The sequence below is a fragment of the Helicobacter bilis genome (genome assembly GCF_900198365.1).
Taxonomy (GTDB): Bacteria; Campylobacterota; Campylobacteria; order Campylobacterales; family Helicobacteraceae; genus Helicobacter_A; species Helicobacter_A bilis_B.
The window spans coordinates 15,183-32,573 of the sequence record NZ_FZMS01000027.1 but is presented as its reverse complement, the minus strand read 5'-3'; the positions used below and the strand labels follow the sequence as shown (position 1 = coordinate 32,573).

General features: G+C 35.9%; 14 protein-coding genes and 1 pseudogene. 14 read left to right on the top strand and 1 reads right to left on the bottom strand.

Annotated elements, in window-relative coordinates; genetic code table 11:
• A complete protein-coding gene (locus C6H08_RS04405) occupies positions 1-1,059 on the bottom strand; it encodes a GDP-L-fucose synthase family protein (protein ID WP_034579874.1) in 1,059 nt (352 codons plus the stop codon).
• A gap of 409 nt (positions 1,060-1,468) precedes the next feature.
• Here C6H08_RS04405 and C6H08_RS04400 point away from each other — a divergent pair, with 409 nt between their 5' ends.
• The 14 genes and pseudogenes from C6H08_RS04400 to nuoL all read left to right on the top strand — a co-directional run bounded on the left by C6H08_RS04400 (position 1,469) and on the right by nuoL (position 17,387).
• The gene (locus C6H08_RS04400) at positions 1,469-1,867 is read left to right on the top strand and encodes an NAD(P)H-quinone oxidoreductase subunit 3 (protein ID WP_004085718.1); all 399 of its coding nucleotides are present in this window, start codon (positions 1,469-1,471) and stop codon (positions 1,865-1,867) included.
• Positions 1,849-2,358, top strand: coding sequence for a NuoB/complex I 20 kDa subunit family protein (locus C6H08_RS04395; RefSeq protein ID WP_004085715.1), 510 nt, complete (start codon positions 1,849-1,851; stop codon positions 2,356-2,358). Before C6H08_RS04400 ends, C6H08_RS04395 begins: the two co-directional genes overlap by 19 nt.
• 74 nt (positions 2,359-2,432) lie before the next feature.
• Positions 2,433-2,618 carry a hypothetical protein gene (locus tag C6H08_RS04390; RefSeq protein ID WP_034579019.1) on the top strand — a complete coding sequence of 62 codons (186 nt, stop codon included), beginning with the start codon at positions 2,433-2,435 and terminating at the stop codon, positions 2,616-2,618.
• Between the two features lie 52 nt (positions 2,619-2,670).
• A complete protein-coding gene (locus tag C6H08_RS04385) occupies positions 2,671-3,474 on the top strand; it encodes an NADH-quinone oxidoreductase subunit C (protein ID WP_407717330.1) in 804 nt (267 codons plus the stop codon).
• Positions 3,475-3,482: 8 nt separating this feature from the next.
• Positions 3,483-4,712: an NADH dehydrogenase (quinone) subunit D gene (gene nuoD / locus C6H08_RS04380; RefSeq protein ID WP_034579024.1), complete on the top strand. Its 1,230-nt coding sequence runs from the start codon at positions 3,483-3,485 to the stop codon at positions 4,710-4,712.
• A gap of 20 nt (positions 4,713-4,732) precedes the next feature.
• The gene (locus C6H08_RS04375) at positions 4,733-4,960 is read left to right on the top strand and encodes an NADH-ubiquinone oxidoreductase subunit E family protein (protein WP_005217164.1); all 228 of its coding nucleotides are present in this window, start codon (positions 4,733-4,735) and stop codon (positions 4,958-4,960) included.
• Between the two features lie 19 nt (positions 4,961-4,979).
• Entirely contained in the window at positions 4,980-7,763 is a 2,784-nt protein-coding gene (locus C6H08_RS04370; RefSeq protein ID WP_034562458.1) for an FAD-dependent oxidoreductase, read from the top strand.
• Positions 7,760-10,201: a 2Fe-2S iron-sulfur cluster-binding protein gene (locus C6H08_RS04365; protein ID WP_034562461.1), complete on the top strand. Its 2,442-nt coding sequence runs from the start codon at positions 7,760-7,762 to the stop codon at positions 10,199-10,201. Before C6H08_RS04370 ends, C6H08_RS04365 begins: the two co-directional genes overlap by 4 nt.
• Before the next feature lies 1 nt (position 10,202).
• Entirely contained in the window at positions 10,203-12,983 is a 2,781-nt protein-coding gene (locus C6H08_RS04360) for an NADH-quinone oxidoreductase subunit G (RefSeq protein ID WP_034579026.1), read from the top strand.
• Positions 12,980-13,966, top strand: coding sequence for an NADH-quinone oxidoreductase subunit NuoH (gene nuoH / locus C6H08_RS04355; protein ID WP_034579028.1), 987 nt, complete (start codon positions 12,980-12,982; stop codon positions 13,964-13,966). Before C6H08_RS04360 ends, nuoH begins: the two co-directional genes overlap by 4 nt.
• A 9-nt stretch (positions 13,967-13,975) precedes the next feature.
• Positions 13,976-14,593: pseudogene (gene nuoI / locus C6H08_RS04350) on the top strand (NADH-quinone oxidoreductase subunit NuoI); the annotation flags it as partial.
• Positions 14,594-14,605: 12 nt separating this feature from the next.
• Positions 14,606-15,217, top strand: a complete 612-nt coding sequence (locus C6H08_RS04345) for an NADH-quinone oxidoreductase subunit J (RefSeq protein ID WP_034579031.1) — start codon at positions 14,606-14,608, stop codon at positions 15,215-15,217.
• Positions 15,214-15,516 carry an NADH-quinone oxidoreductase subunit NuoK gene (gene nuoK, locus C6H08_RS04340; RefSeq protein ID WP_034579033.1) on the top strand — a complete coding sequence of 101 codons (303 nt, stop codon included), beginning with the start codon at positions 15,214-15,216 and terminating at the stop codon, positions 15,514-15,516. Before C6H08_RS04345 ends, nuoK begins: the two co-directional genes overlap by 4 nt.
• Positions 15,517-15,536: 20 nt before the next feature.
• Entirely contained in the window at positions 15,537-17,387 is a 1,851-nt protein-coding gene (gene nuoL, locus C6H08_RS04335) for an NADH-quinone oxidoreductase subunit L (protein WP_104686117.1), read from the top strand.
• Positions 17,388-17,391 lie beyond the last annotated feature (4 nt).

The window sequence follows — 17,391 nt, the reverse complement described above, 5'->3', positions numbered from 1 at the left end:
TTATCCATTATATTTTTGTAAATAGTGTTGATAGACGCTTGTGATGCCTTCTTCTAGTGAGATTTTGGGCGTAAAGCCAAGTGAGTTTAGTTTGCTTGAATCCATAAGCTTTTGAAATGTGCCATCAGGCTTAGTCGTATCAAAGACAATCTTGCCACCATATCCTATAATATCTTTTACAAGATTGGCAAGCTCTTTTATGCTGATATCGCTTCCATAACCCACATTAATATGTGTATTACGCACATTTTCACCTTTTGCTAAATCAGAGAAATCAACATTTTGCATGATATACACACTCGCATCTGCCATGTCCTTGCTGTGTAGAAACTCTCTTCTAGGCTTCCCACTACCCCATATCCCAACAGAATCCTTACTGATTAAAAGTTGTTTTAAAAGGGCTTCGCATTCACTCTCGCTTTTAGCACAATCTTGCATAAGATTCTTATATATTAATTCTTTTTTATTCTCTCTTAATAGCTTTGCAAGGTGGAATTTGCGGATTAAAGCGGGTAATACATGAGAGTTTAAAAGATTAAAATTATCATTATTTCCATATAAATTTGTCGGGGCAATCACAAGAAAATTCGTTCCATATTGCAGGTTAAAACTCTCACACATATTAAATCCTGCGATCTTTGCGATAGCATAGGGCTCATTTGTATATTCCAACTCCCCTGTAAGCAAGTGGTCTTCTCTCATAGGTTGAGGTGAGTTTTTTGGATAGATACATGAGCTACCCAAAAATAAAAGCTTTTTTACATTGAATTTGTATGCGTTAAAGATGATATGATTTTGTATAGCAAGGTTTTCATAAATAAAGTCCGCACGATAAGTATTATTCGCTAAAATCCCGCCAACTTTAGCCGCCGCTAAAAATACAAACTCTATGTTTTGTGTAGCAAAGAAATTCTCCACTGCCACAGAATCTAATAGGTTGAGTTCAGATCTAGTGCGACATATAATGTTATGAAATCCTTGCTCTTTAAGACTTGCTACAATCGAGCTACCAACAAGCCCATTATGCCCAGCAACAAAGATTTTTGAATCTTTTGTCATAGTAGTTTTTGTAGTCATTATAATCCTTAGTAGTTGTGAATAAATTAGAATCCCAAATGCTTAGTATTATAACATAAAGTCCTACAAATTTAGGAAGGCTTAAGAGTTTAAGCAGCATAATAGTTTCTAAAAAGATTAAAGCTAGATTCTATATTAAATATGCCTTAGTGGGTTTAGATTAATAAAGCATATTTAAGTCTATGAAAATAATCTTAAAATTATTTAATATATAATTTTATGTATATAAAATAACAGAATATATAATAAGTGGATATATGTATAGATAAAATCTTTTAGTAACATTTTGTAACTTACATAGCAATAAAATGACGCATTGAAATTAAGTTTAAATTATTTTTTATTAATTTGAAATTAGAATTACGTACAAAATTGAAAGTGAAGGAAGAATATGCCCAAAACACTAGAGCCTATGTTGGCACACCCATATTTTGGTGCATTTGTTATGTTTGTTTTAACGCTTGTTGCCTTTCAAGCAACTTTCTTTTTACAAAGACTTGTATCAAGAAAGATAGCACAGAAAAAGGGCGATAAACTTAAAACAGCACCCTATGAATGCGGACCTATCCCTATCAAGCAAGAAAATAAAATCTCACACCAATTCTACATTATAGCTGTGCTATTTGTGCTTTTTGATGTAGAGGTTATTTTTATGATTCCATGGGCGTTAGAGTATCGTAATCTTGGAATGTTAGGATTTATTGAAATGCTTGCATTTATTGGCTTACTTGTAGTTGGCTTTTTGTTTGCGTGGAAAAGGGGGGCATTGTCATGGCAACACATGAGGTAGGTGAGCTTAGCCCAAGGGGTATGCCTGTTGCACTTGGAAGTGTGGATAAGATTCTAAACTGGGGGCGAAGTAACTCTCTTTGGCCCCTTACTTATGGGCTTGCATGTTGTGCTATTGAGATGATGGCAACGGGTGGTTCAAGGTTTGATTTCGATAGATTTGGGATCATTTTCCGTGCTAGTCCTAGACAAAGTGATGTTATGATTATCGCAGGGACACTAACTAAGAAACACGCAGAATTTACAAGAAGATTGTATGACCAAATGCCTGAACCAAAATGGGTTGTGTCTATGGGAAGCTGTGCAAATACCGGTGGTATGTTTAACACCTATGCTACAGTGCAGGGTGTTGATAGGATTATCCCTGTGGATATTTATCTGCCCGGTTGTGCGCCTAGACCAGAGACGCTGCAGTATGCTATGATGGTATTGCAGCAAAAGATTCGCTCTGAAAAGGCGATTAAAACTGAAGCACCAAAAAGGCTTGTGTAGAGAAGTTTATATAAGGTAGATTCTAGTCAAAGAATTAGGTATAGATTGGAATGAGAATCTAAAAAGGATTTGGAATGCAGGACATGTCATATAGGAATGCAAAAAGAGCGTGTTTATGTAAATATCCTTTATATGAATATAGAAAAACCTTGCATTGTATAGATTTTATAAGACAAATTGCATTTACAAGTTTTAATATGGTGTTTAGATTCTACAAGCAGTTAAATAAAACTTTGTTTTATAGAGGATTTAGAATCTAGTAAAAACTCAAACTAGGAAAGTTTGAATAAAGGAAGATAAGGATAAAACATGATACGCAGAAAAGCACAAAAACAAGATGTCCAAAAAAAAGTCTATCATACAGATAGATTCTATCAGCCTATAACAACCCCAAAAATAGAGACTATAAACTCAAATTTTAAAGAAGTTTTAGAATCCCTGCAAAAAGAAGTCAGTATATTAAATAGCTATGTAGAAATTAATCAAGCAGTATTTTATGTCCCAAAAGAAGATGTTTGCAGGGCATTAGAGATTCTAAAATCTATGAAATACAATATTATGTCTGAAATGAGTGCGATTGATAATCTCGCAAGTGATGGGACATTTGAGCTTTTCTATCAGCTTACTTCACATGAAAAATCACATAAAGATCGCCGCAGATTGCGTGTAAAATGTGCTTTAAAAGAAAATGAGGCTATGCCTAGTGTGAGTGGTGTTTTTGCTTGTGCGAATTGGAGTGAGAGAGAATGCTATGATATGTTTGGTATAAAGTTTCTCAATCACCCATTTTTGAAGCGAATCCTTATGCCTATTGATTGGGTAGGAAATCCTTTATTAAAAACCTATCCATTAAAAGGCGATGAGTTTGCCTCATGGTATGAAGTCGATAAGATTTTTGGTAGAGAATATAGAGATGTTGTTGGACCAGAGCAAAGAGATAGTGCAAGGATTGATAGAAATGATAGTATCAATTTCTCACGCATAGGTAAAGAAGTGCCAAAGGGGGCAGCACCAAGCGATGTGGTGCATGAGATAAGCTATCAAGAGACAAATAAGCCACCGATTTTACAAAAGTTTCCAAACACTCAACCAAAAGTGCGTGAAAAACGAGTATAGGGGTAGATATGGCACAATATTTTAATAAGCTACAAACGCAATTTGAAAATGTAGTATTTGAGCAAGATGAAGGCAAGATGGTTGTAAATCTCGGTCCGCAGCACCCAAGCGCACATGGGCAATTACGACTGATTCTAGAGCTTGATGGGGAGATGGTAAAAAAGGCTTATCCTGATATTGGCTACTTGCATAGAGGGATTGAAAAGTTGGCAGAAAATATGATTTATAATGAGTTTATGCCAACAACTGATAGAATGGATTATACCGCTGCAAGTAGTAATAATCACGCCTTTGCCTATGGTGTAGAAACGCTTTTAGGTGTGGAAGTGCCAAGGCGTGCTAAGGTCATACGCACAATCATTTTAGAGCTTAATCGCATTATTTCACATTTTCTTTTTATAGCTACACATGCCCTTGATGTTGGTGCTATGAGTGTGTTTCTTTACGCATTTAAGGGTAGGGAATATGTGCTTGACATGATAGAGGATTATTGTGGGGCAAGACTTACGCATAATTCTATTCGTATAGGTGGTGTGCCGCTTGATATTCCGCATAATTGGTTTGAAAATATAGAATCTTGTTTAAATGAAGTTACAAAGACAATCAATCTCATAAAAGGACTTTTAGATAAGAATAGAATCTGGCGTATGAGATTAGAGGGTGTGGGTAAAATTAGCAAAGAGATGGCACAAGATTATGGGCTTAGTGGTGTTATGCTTCGTGGGTCTGGTATCCCTTATGATATTAGAAAAGAAGAGCCTTATGAAATCTATGATGAGTTAGACTTTAGTGTGCCTTATACAAATAGCGGTGATTGTTATGGTCGTTATGTGCTTTATACTGAAGAAGTGTTTCAATCATGCTCTATTATTAGACAAGCAATGAAACTCTATAAAGATACAGATACAAATCTTATGGCACACGCACCGCAATATATCTCCGCACCAAAAGAAGATGTGATGACACAAAACTATTCTTTAATGCGGCATTTTGTGCTTGTAACACAAGGTATGCGACCACCAAAGGGTGAAGTCTATGCTCCCACTGAATCGCCAAAAGGTGAATTAGGCTTTTTTATCAGCTCTTTAGGGAATCCATATCCACACAGAGTAAAGATAAAAGCCCCAAGTTTTTATCACTTACAAGTGTTAGAGGCGATGCTGCCCGGACATTACTTAGCTGATGTTATTACGATTATAGGTAATAGTAATATTATCTTAGGCGAAATAGATAGATAGAGATTCTAAAAGGGTAGGGCATGAAACGATTTGATTTACGGCATTTAAAAAGTGAATTTTACGACAAAATGGGCGAGTTGATTGAAACGCAATTAGAGAGTGGCGAAGTCGGCATTTTTCTCTTTGAAAAGGGAGAGCATGAAAATGTTGCAAAGAGTGCAAACTATGTGAAAGAAAGGGGACATACGCTTATGAACTCTTTGCAGTTTAATCATGTTGATTGGACGATAGTTGTAAAAAAAGCATAGGACATATAAGGGTTGCGTAATGGTAAAGAAAACAAATCCAAACATTCCATATAGCTTAAACGATTTTCCTAAGGTTTTACCACAAGTAAAGTTTTTTACAAAAGAGCCTATTGAGAATACACAAAAAGAGATAAAAGCATTTGTCGGTTGGGATGGGATAGTAATCTTTGATCCTTCCCTAGATATTTTACAAACCTTAAAAATCTATGCAAAGCAATATCAAAACTACGCACAATCATGTGGCAGATGCACGCCGGGTAAATATGGTGGCAAAGTGCTTTATGAGCTTTTAGAAAAGCTACAAAATTATGATTATGCAAGTGATTGTGAGGCATTAAAGGATATTGAGAAGCTAAAAGAAGTATGTGAGTTAATGAAAGCTACTTCAAAATGTGAAGTCGGTAAAACGACACCAAATCCTATTTTACAAATACTAAAAGAGAGACCAGAAGTCTTTGCAAAAGCCCTGCCTCTATCAAAACAAAAAGATTCTAGTAGAGAAAAACAAGCACAAAGTCTAAATGACTTAACAGAGCAGTTAAGACAAAGCACAAAGAAACTGCAAGACGCAAAAGATTTTGTAGATAAAGTCCAGCAAAGCATTGAAAGCGGAGTTACCCCAGCTTCCTTAGTCCATGATGTTATGCAGAGAATAGAGAATATAAAGGCTACACAAGAAAAAGAAGATTTAGAAAGCATAATGATAGAATCTGCTAGAAAGATAGCAAGAGAGAATGTAGATTCCATAAAAGAAACCCATAAAAACCCTGCGGAAGTATCTTTGAGTGATTTTAGCGGTTTTCAAAGCAAAGGCGAAGGGAGTTACCTAAGCGGTAATGACCGAGCTTTGAGCGTAGATGCAGTTGCGAAGCAACAAATCCACACTTGCAAATCCGCTAAAAGCAACAAAGAGACAACGCAGAATCTAGATTCTAAAAATTGTCATATTGAGCGTAGCGAAATATCTAGCATAGAATCTAACAAAGATGTTTCGCCTTTTTCAAAGGCTCAACATGACAAGATTCTAAACGCCAACACAGCTGACACAGAGAATGCCCGCAAAAGTGCTAAAAATACAACGCAAGAGATAAAAACTCACACGCTTATGCCCGTAACTTACAATCTCACTAGAGACAATTCCACTGAAAACACTTTTGAATCTTTAGAGCGATATAAAAGTGCGATAACAACAAAGATAAATAACCTAGAATATATATCAAAAATCACTGCTCCATGCACCGATGAGTGTCCATCGCGTGTGGATATTCCAGCCTATATTGAGGGTGTGAAAGATATGCGATATCTTGATTCACTCAGTAGCACAAGGGGGAGTATGCCCTTAGCTCAAGTGTGTGGTCGTGTATGTCCGCATCCATGTGAGAATGCGTGTCGTAGGGCTATTTTAGATGATCCTATTAGCATTATGGAGTTAAAGCGGATTGGTGCAAATATTGAGTTTAGCAAAAAGCAAACAAGCAAATGGCAAGGCTATTCTCACCCAAATAATATAGAAAAAAGAGAGTTTGCTAATAAGTCAGTAGGTGTTATTGGGGCAGGTCCAGCAGGGCTTAGCAGTGCGTATTATATGGCATTAAGGGGTATTAAAGTCGATGTGTATGAAGCCTTGCCTGTTTTAGGTGGTGAGGTAGCAGTAGGTGTGCCAAACTATCGTATGCCAATTAATGAATATAATCATGATATAGAATCTTTAAAGTCTTTAGGTGTTATTTTTCATACAAATTTCTTAGTAGATTCTAGAAATATTAGTGAATTAGAATTTAAGCATGATGCTTTAGTGATAGCTGTTGGCACAAGGGCGAGTAAAAAGCTTGGCTGTAAGAATGAAAATACAAGTTTAAAGGGATACTTACCAGCGATTAAATTTATGGATTCTGTAAATCTAGCACAAAAATTTAATATCGGCGAGTTACCAAACTTAGCAGGTAAAAAAGTGGTATGTGTTGGTGGTGGTTTCACTTCTATGGATGTTGTGAGATGTTGTGTGCGGCTTGGGGCTTCCAGTGTGATTATGCTTTATCGCAGAGATGAGGCGACTATCATTAAAAACACTTCAAAAGAAGAGTATCATGAGGCATGTGAAGAGGGTGTTGTATTCCAGTTTTTAAGTGCAGTAGATGAGATAATAGAACAAGATTCTAGAATCAAAGCCTTGAAAATAAATCGCTATGAGTTAATAAAAAGTGATACAAGTTCAAAGGGCGAGTTAAAACTCATTGAAGATGGCGGAGTTATGCTAGAGTGTGATATTTTAATCCCAGCGGTTAGTCAAGAGATGGATTTTCCTTTAGATTCTAGCTTTGGTGTGGAGATAAGTAAATGGAAAACAATTGCTGTTGATGATGCAAGTTTCTCAACGACAAAAAAGGGGATCTTTGCCGCAGGAGATTGCGTAAGTGGTCCTTTAACGATTGTAAATGCAGTAGGGCAGGGCAGGAGAGTAGCAAGCGTTGTAGCAAACTTCTTGCAAACAGGCGAGGTAGCTATTAATGATGATGAGAGAATGGAGGATTTATTAAAGCAAATTGGTGTATTTGATAAGAATAGAGAGATTAAGGGCTTTTTATCAGGCAACACTCGGGCAGTAAGTGATAAATTGCAGCCAGAATATAGGGCAGGTAATTTTGAGGAAGTAAATCTAGGCTTTGATAATGAAATGGCAATTAATGAGGCACAACGATGTATGCGGTGTTATTATATTAGCATGTGTGTTGTGGGTTGCGATACAGAATCTAGGCTAGATTCTAATAACAATAAAGAAGCTTTGCAAAAGGAGACAACATGACACAAGCAGATATTGCTATAAAGCATGAAGATTCTAAGACAGAGCAAAAAGATTCACTCATTCAAGTATTTATCGATGATAAGGAATGCTGTGCAAAAAAAGGGGAGAGTTTATTAAGCGTAGCAAGAAATAATGGTATAAATATCCCTACACTTTGTGATCTTAAAAAGCTTACACCAACGGGTGCATGTCGCATGTGTGTGGTAGAAGAGGATAATGGCAATATTATTGCAAGTTGTAAAAGCTATGTAGCAAAGCCACTTAGAATCTACACACAAACTGAGAAGTTGCAAAAATATCGCAATCAAATTATGAGCTTTTTATGTATTAATCACCCATTAGAATGCGGTGTATGTGATAAAAGCGGTGAGTGTGAATTGCAAGATAAAGTGTTAGAATCTAGGGTTGCAATCCAGCCTTTTTTTGCTATTCAAAAGCAAAATGACTATGTGCATTTTCATAATAAAGTCTATAATGAAGCCTTATGTATCATGTGTGAGAGATGTGCTAGAACTTGCAATGAATATGTGGGAAATAGTGTGCTATCCGTGCTTGCAGGGGGCTTTCACTCAAAAATTGGTGTAGATTTTAATGCCTATTGTGAAGATTGTGATGAATGCGTGAGTGTGTGTCCAACGGGGGCTATGTTTTCTACGCGTTTCACTTATACAAGTAATGCGTGGGAGTTAGAGAAAGCTAAATCACATTGCATTCATTGCAGTTTGCACTGCCCTTTGCATTATGAAGTAAAACATAATATAGATTCTAAAAAAGAAGTCTATCGTATTAAAAATGAAGCCCATATCATGCAGTTATGCCATGCTGGAAGACATAACTTTTTACGCAAAAACTTACAAGATTCTAATACTAATAATTTTAGTTTAAATGAGGCTTTATCAAAAGCAAATGCCCTGCGTCTTGGGACAAATCTAACAAATGAAGAAGCCTATATCGCTAGTCTTTTAGCACAGAGAGCAAATAAAAAGATCTATTGTAACGAAGCACTGCATTATAAAGAGTTTAGCTCTATTTGTAATCAATACACAGAAGTAGAGAATCTCAATGCACTAAAAGACTTACAACATAATGGCGTTGTGATTATCTTAGGCAGTTATCTCTATGATGAAATGCCTGTATTGCGTAGTGATCTCTCAAAGCTATCACTCAAAAAAGGTGTGAAAAATATTTGGATAAGCCCTATTGCTGAAGAGAGATTTCAAAGTGATTTAGCAATTACTTATGAAGTCTCAAGTGAGCTTGCTATTAGCACACTACTTTTAAGCCTATTTACAAAGCAAATACAAGATACAATCAGCACTTTAGAATCTAATAGGGCTTTAAACAACTCGCAGACATTAGCCTTATTGCAAAATACTTTGACATGGCTACAAGCACAAGATTTAGCCTATCTTATGGCAGAAAGCAATGTAAGTGAAGCTGAATTAGCCCTTTTAGATTCTATATGCAATTATAATAAACCTTTAGAATCTCATATTACACAAACCTCTAACATAAAGATTCTAGTAGGACAAGATTTCTATCTCTCTAAGCATTATAAGCTTATTGCACAGATTTTATCTGCTATTTCTCTTTGTTATAAGAATTGCTCTATTATCCCGCTTTGCTATGATAATATCCATGCGATTAGTTTATTATGCGATTTAGCTTATGATGATGGCAGTTATAATAATGTATTAGGTATCCGCTCTAATGCTGAATTTAGCATTGCACCCATGCCTTTCAAACTAGCTTCTAAAAATAAAGATTCTAAAACAGAATCTAAAAATACACACAAACATATATCCATTATGCCAATGCAGTTTATGGAGGGAAGTGTAATTGATATGTATGGGAATCTCATAAAGATTTATCCAAGTTTTAGAGATGATGATATTTTTAGTAGCACGAAAGATTGCATACAAAGAGATTTGCTTGATATAAGTAAGGATTATTTAGGGCTTGATTGTGAATATATGATAGATATTACACATGAGATTCCTTTCTTAAAAGAGCTTATGCAAGAAAAAAATATCAAAGATTTTGACTCTTTAGAATCTAAAATGCGTTTAGATTCTAAAGTTTTAAGACTTTTAAAAAATATGGATTTCATTGAATATCCAGAGATTATACTTGGTGAAGGTAGTGGCATTTTCATTTATAAAGCCGCTTTAAGTGGTAACTTAAGCTTTTATCGCAATGAATACAGAAGTGAAAATCTAGTCTATAATGGCAAAGAATTGCATGGAATCTTAAAGGTATCAAAGCAATTTTGCATTGCTACAAAATTGCAGGATAATGAGATTATAAATCTACAAGTAGGCGGTGCTATTCTTAGTGTGAGGGTTATGCAGACTTCATTTATGAAAGGCATGGTAGCAGTCCTTGCAAGTGATTATGTAATAACTTCTAAAAAATATTTTGATTATAAGAGGGCATAGTATGAATATTACGATTGAAGGGCAAGTGCTTCAAGCAAATGATGGGGATACAATCCTTGATGTTGCAAGACGCAATAATATACAGATTCCTACCATTTGTTTTTTGAGCGGTTGTAGCCCGACTTTAGCATGTAAAATGTGTATGGTAGAAGTCAATGGTAAAAGGGTGTATAGCTGTAATGCGAAAGTAAAAGATGGCATGGAAGTTGTAGTCCATAATGAAGAATTACAAAAAGATAGAAATGAGATTATGACAACTTATTGTGTGAATCACCCTTTAGAATGTGGCGTATGTGATAAAAGTGGGGAGTGTGAATTGCAAGATTTCACACTTTATACAAAGGTTGATACGCAACAATTTGGCTTACAAGAAGCAGATAAAAAGTCATATAGTTTTGCTCAAAGCTTTTATGACCCAGCATTATGTATCATGTGTGAAAGGTGCGTTACCACTTGTAAGGATAATATTGGGGAAGCAAATTTAAAAGCGGGTAAAGCAAATCTATTCACGCCAGATAACTACAAAGATTCTATGGGGAAAGATCCCTATTCTGTATGGGCGAAAAGACAAAAAGGCTTGATTGAGTTTGTAGGTAAGAATGAATGCAAGGATTGTGGAGAGTGTATCTCTGTATGTCCTGTTGGGGCTATGACTTATAAAGATTTTACCTATACAAGTAATGCGTGGGAGTTAGAAAAGATACATTCTACTTGTACGCATTGTGCGGGGGGTTGTGAGCTTATATATAATGTAAAGCATTTAGATGTAAAGGGCGATTTACAAAAAGTCTATCGTGTGCAAAATGACTTTTTATATAATCCTATCTGCGGGGCAGGGCGGTTTGCCTTTGATATGGTATCTATTGGATCTCGTAATACAACGGCATTGCACCAAGCATTCCAAAGGGCAGATTCTATATTTATAGGCAGTGATGTGAGTAATGAAGAGGCTTTTCTTGCAGACCTGATTGCTAAAAAGCTAGAGATTCCATTAATAAATCATGAAGCCTATTGTTTGCAGCATTTTGAAAATTACTTCCTACAAGCAAGAAAGCTTTATGAAACACAATTTAGCACAGAATCTAAACAAAACTTCTTTGCTACTTTTGAAGACTTTAAAACAAGCCCTAGTTTTATAGCATTACATACTTATTTTAAACATGACGCACCAATTGTTCGCTACAAGCTAAACAATAATCTAAAAATGCAGAAAAACTCACAAGTGATAAGCATAACTTTATTTAAAGATACACTTTTAGAATCTCTTGGCAAAAATGTTACACAAATACAAGGCGATAATGTCAATATCTCGCTCATGGGATTGCTAGGCTTAGTATTTGCAAATGATTTGATTGATGATTTTGAAGAATGCTTTCCTAATAGTTTAAGTGCATTTATGAAAAAGGAAGTCCAAAAGGTAGAAGGATTCTATATCCAAAAAGAAGCTGAAGAGACTTTGACACAAGATTCTAAAGAGAGTTTAGAATCTAAAGATTCTCAAGTTGAAAATCAAGTGGAAGTAAATCAAGCAGAAAATAAGCAAAATGAAAATCAAGCAGAAGAAAAACAAGCAGAAGAAAAACAAGCAGACACAAAAAGCGAAGTTGATAATCTAAGTCCCTATGATATAAACATAATCGCAAACGCATTAAATATGACTGATTTAAGTAGCCTTAAATTAAGCAAAAAAGATGGAATCTTAATGATCTCACAATATGTTTTTGATGAGTTTTTAGCGCATGATTTTACAAGTAGTGAAGGCTATGGATTGCAATCACATTTTACAGATAAAAATCCCCCCACAATAGAAAATGCAGTGGCAACAGCGATTATGGAGGGCATTACAGAATCTGTGCGACATGATATTATGGATAATGGCGTAAAACTTCAGATTCTAGCTCATTTAATCGCATTTGTATGTAATAGGCTAAATCTTTCCCTGCTTTATATCCCAAAAGGCACAAATACAATTGGCGTAGCAAATCTTTGTGCTTTAAGCCCAAATGATAGTATAGAATCTAAATATAGCATAGGTATCCGCACAAAGGGAAACTTCACTCTAGATTCTAATCTCCCTACTATAAAGCCAAATTTTTCTCTGCCTACACTCGCACAAAGTGAGGGCAGTATAACGAATCTAGAAAATAGAGTCCTGCCTTTAATCCCTAGTGTGCCTTATTTAGATTCTTGTTTAGAATCTGGACTTGATTTAAGCGATATTGCAAGAGAGTTAGAAGCTTTGCCTGATGAGATTTCACATTTAGAGTATTTAAGCGATTTTACAGAATATTTGTATATGAATAATGCCGCTTATAAGCAGATTCTACATAAAGATTTAAGGGCTAGCTTTGAGAGAGACGGCAGGGATAATCGCGGCTATATGTTGCTTTTAGATAAAAAAGAAGCACAAAGTAGCCTTGAAGTGAAGTTTTCATTGCGTCCGCGTGAGAATATAGGCTATAATGCGTTATTGCTTGAAACACAGAATCAGTTTAATAACACAACGCGCTCAAGTAAGAATCTCCAATCAAAAAGCGGTGTATATGCAAGTAAAGCATATATGCAAGAGCATGGCTTGAAGGATGGAGATTTTATATATCTTATACACAATGATATACGCGTTGAGAGTGAGATTTATTGCGATAATGAAATAGATACTATGCTTTTGCTTGTTTCACCTATGATTAGTAATATAAAAGCATTGTTTCAAGGCTATTTTAGCACATCGCTAGAGATTGTAAAGGCAGATGAAATGAATAAGGAAGAAAGGAATAGGGCATGAGTGAGTTTATCATTGAGACTATTATAAAGGTATTAGTTGTTTTACTTGTGTTTTCATTTTTAGGTGGATTTGCAACATATCTTGAAAGAAAGATTCTAGGATTTTTTCAAAGGCGACTTGGACCTGTTTATGTAGGACCTTTTGGATTATTGCAGTTTGGAGCTGATGCGATTAAGCTTTTTACAAAAGAGGATATTATTCCTAAAGGTGCAAATAAGTTTATTTTCACATTAGCACCCGTTGTAGCCTTAGTGAGTGCGATGACTTCTATGGTTGCTATTCCATTTTTTCCTGGTTTTGAGATTTTTGGCTATAAGGTAACACCGATTATTTCAGATATTAATGTCGGCTTACTTTTTTTTATATCAGTTGGTGCAGTTGGAATCTATGCACCGCTTTTAGCAGGGCTTAGCAGTGGGAATAAGTGGAGTTTAATAGGTGGGGCTAGGGCATGTATCCAAGTCTTAAGCTTTGAGATTGTAAGCGGACTTGCGATTTTAGCGCCCATTATGTTAGTAGGCTCACTCTCACTTGTGGCTATGAATAGCTATCAAAGCGGCAGTGTGCTTGATTGGCTTATATGGAAGCAGCCTTTGGCATTCCTGCTTTTCTTAATCGCAAGTTATGCAGAATTAAACAGAACGCCATTTGACTTACTCGAGCATGAAGCAGAGATTATTGCTGGATACTGCACAGAATATAGTGGCTTAAAATGGGGTATGTTTTTCATCGCTGAATACGCACACATGTTTGCCTTTGGCTTTGTTGTAAGCCTTATTTTCTTAGGTGGTTTTAATCCTGTCGGCTTTATACCCGGCGGTATTGCTATCATTTTAAAAGTGTGCTTTTTCATCTTTTTATTCATGTGGGTAAGGGCTACTCTTCCGCATGTCCGCCCAGATCAATTAATGAATACTTGTTGGAAAGTGCTTGTGCCTTTGGCTTTAGCTAATGTGCTTATTACAGGCATTGTATTATTATAAGGAGATTGTATGCAAACAACACATACAGAGACAAAGACAGATTCACAAGAGAAAAATGATTATTATTTTGTGAGTATGGAGAAAATGCCAGAAAATGGCTTTGAAAGCTTTAAACGAAGTGTGAAGTTAAGCTTAGGGGCGGATATTATCAAAGGGTTAGGCTTAACAATAAAAGAGTTTTTTAGCAAACCTGTAACGATTAACTATCCTTTTGAAACACAGCCTTTAAGCCCCCGTTATCGTGCCGTGCATAACTTGCAAAGAATGTTAGAATCAGGCAGTGAGAGATGTATTGGCTGTGGTTTGTGCGAGAAGATATGCACGAGTAATTGCATTAGAATCTTAACGCATGAGGGCGATGATGGTCGTAAAAAGATTGATTCTTACACGATTAATTTAGGTCGGTGTATCTATTGTGGTTTATGTGCTGAGGTTTGCCCAGAACTTGCCATTGTTATGGGTAATCGATTTGAAAATGCAAGTGAGCAAAGAGCGCATTTTGGTTTAAAAGAAGATTTTCTAAAAGATTTAGAAGAAGCAAAAAGTCATCATCAGCTTGAGTTTGCGGGATTTGGGTCTGTGCGTCCAAGTGCGGATAAAGAAGTCAAGCAAACGCCGCTAGATTACTAAGGAGTAGGTATGTTTGAGGCTATCGCATTTTATGTATTTGGTGCGTTGTGTTTATGTGCGTTTTTGATTGTCGTTATGACAAATAACATTCTTTATGCACTCACCGCACTTGCTTTTGGCATGATTTTGGTATCTGGTTTATTCTTTTTACTTAATGCTGATTTCTTAGGTGTGGTGCAGATTATTGTATATACAGGTGCTGTTGTGGTTATGTATGCCTTTGGTATGATGCTATTTGATGTAAGCAAGGAAGTCAAAGAAAAATTTCAGAATCAATTTATGGTATGGCTACTTGTAAGTATTTTTGCTATCGGTCTTTTAATTGTCGTTGGCAATACGCAAACAACAATCCCATATCAAAATGACAATAGCACAAACGCACTCGCACATTTACTCTTTAAAGACTATCTTGTATGCTTTGAAGCAGCGGCAATCATGCTTTTAATGGCAATGATAGCAGGTATTGGCGTAGGCTCTCATAAGCCTGAATTTACACATGAAGAATCAAATAAAGATTTACTCAACAAAGATGTATTAGCATCAAAAGGGAGTGAAAGGGACGCATTTAAATATACTCAATCAATACCGCAAAATCAATTATCACAGAAGGAGGCACAATGATTACATTAAATCATTATCTTGTTTTTAGTGCCATTATGTTTTGTATTGGACTTTATGGAATCTTAAGGCGAAAAAATATCTTGCTTTTACTCTTTGCGACTGAAATTATGCTGAATGCTATCAATGTAGCCTTTGTAGCTATTGGCTATTATAAGGGCGATTTGCAAGGGCAGGTTATGGCATTATTTGTTATTGCATTAGCAGCAGCAGAAGTTGCCATTGGCTTAGGCTTAGTGCTTATGCTATATAAAAAATATAAAACGCTTGATATTGATAAGCTTAGTAATATGAGGGGGTAATTATGCTTTTTACAACGATTATGCAATATCAAGAACAAATACTTATAGCCTTAATCTTACTTCCACTTATATCCGCTCTTATGGCTGGGCTTAGCTCTACCCTAAAACCCTCCATTATGCTTGGCTATATCTCTTCTCTTTGTATTAGTGTGAGTTTTATCCTTTCGCTTTTATTGTTTTATTTTTTAATGAATGGTGGCGAGAGTTTTCATGTTGTGTTATGGGGTTTTATCCAAACAGGGCAGTTTCAAGTAACCTTTTCTTTCATGTTTGATCATATTAATGCAGTGATGATTCTAGTTGTTACACTCGTTTCAAGTATGGTGCATTTTTATTCTATCGGTTATATGGCTCACGATAAAGGTTTCAATCGCTTTTTTGCCTATCTTGGCGGATTTGTATTCTCAATGCTACTGCTTGTTGGTGGCGATAATCTTATGGTGCTTTTCATCGGTTGGGAAGGTGTTGGGACTTGCTCTTATCTACTCATTGGCTTTTGGTATCAAAAAAAGAGTGCAAATGCAGCTTCTATTGAAGCCTTTGTGATGAATAGAATCGCTGATTTGGGTATGCTACTTGGAATCTTTTTAGTCTATACAAGTGTAGGATCACTCTCATATAATGAGATTTTTATACAACTTGCTAGCAATCCACCAGAAGATTCTGTGCTAACATGGGCGGCTATATTGCTTTTTATTGGTGCTATGGGAAAATCCGCACAATTTCCACTGCATACATGGCTTGCAAACGCTATGGAGGGACCTACACCAGTTTCAGCCCTAATCCATGCTGCTACAATGGTAACTGCTGGAGTATATCTAGTCATTAGATTAGCCCCACTTTATAATAGTGTCCCACAAGTTGCTTACTTTATCGCATGTCTTGGGGCATTTGTAGCCGTGTTTGCTTCACTTATGGCAATTGTAAATAAAGACTTAAAAAGGATTATTGCCTACTCTACACTTTCGCAGCTTGGATATATGTTTGTAGCTGCTGGACTTGGAGCTTATACAATAGCCCTTTTTCACCTTTTCACACATGCCTTTTTTAAGTCGCTTTTATTCTTAGGTGCGGGTAATGTTATGCATGCTATGAATGATAAACTTGATATTACAAAAATGGGGGCTTTAAATAAGCCTTTAAAAATTAGCATGATTTTCATGTTTATAGGCTCTATTGCCCTTTGTGGTATCCCGCCACTTTCTGGTTATTTCTCAAAAGATAAGATTCTAGAAGTCGCATTTACAAGCTCGTATGAATTATGGATTGTGCTACTTATTGGTGCTATCTGCACGGCTTTTTATAGCTTTAGACTTTTTACTTTAGTATTCTTAGCTCCAAAAAATCACAATGAGCATCCACATGAAGCAAGTAAGGTTATGCTATATGCTATGACTCCTTTAGCATTTCTAGCTATTGTTGCTGGGTTATTTTATACTCAATTTGATACTTTCTTATCATCTGTGCTTGTTCCAGCAAAAATACATGTAGATAATATTATCATGCTTATCTCACTTACTCTAGGGCTTGTGATACTCTCTATTGTGAGTGCGTATTTTATGTATAGAAATGGCTATAAAGATGGTAAGAAAAATATCTTACATAAGATTCTAGAAAATGAATACTACATTCCGCATTTATATAGAATCTTTATTGTGAAACCTTTTGGCTTTATATCAGATTTCTTGTATCATATTATCGATATGGGGATTCTAGATAAGATAGTTGATGGTATTGCAAAGTGCTTTGTGCTATGTAGCTATATGTTGCGACCATTGCAAAATGGGAATCTAAGCAGTATGTTGCGGTTAATGAGTGCCGGTGTTGCCATTTTATTATGTGTAACGCTTATGTATTTTATAATGAATTAAGCAA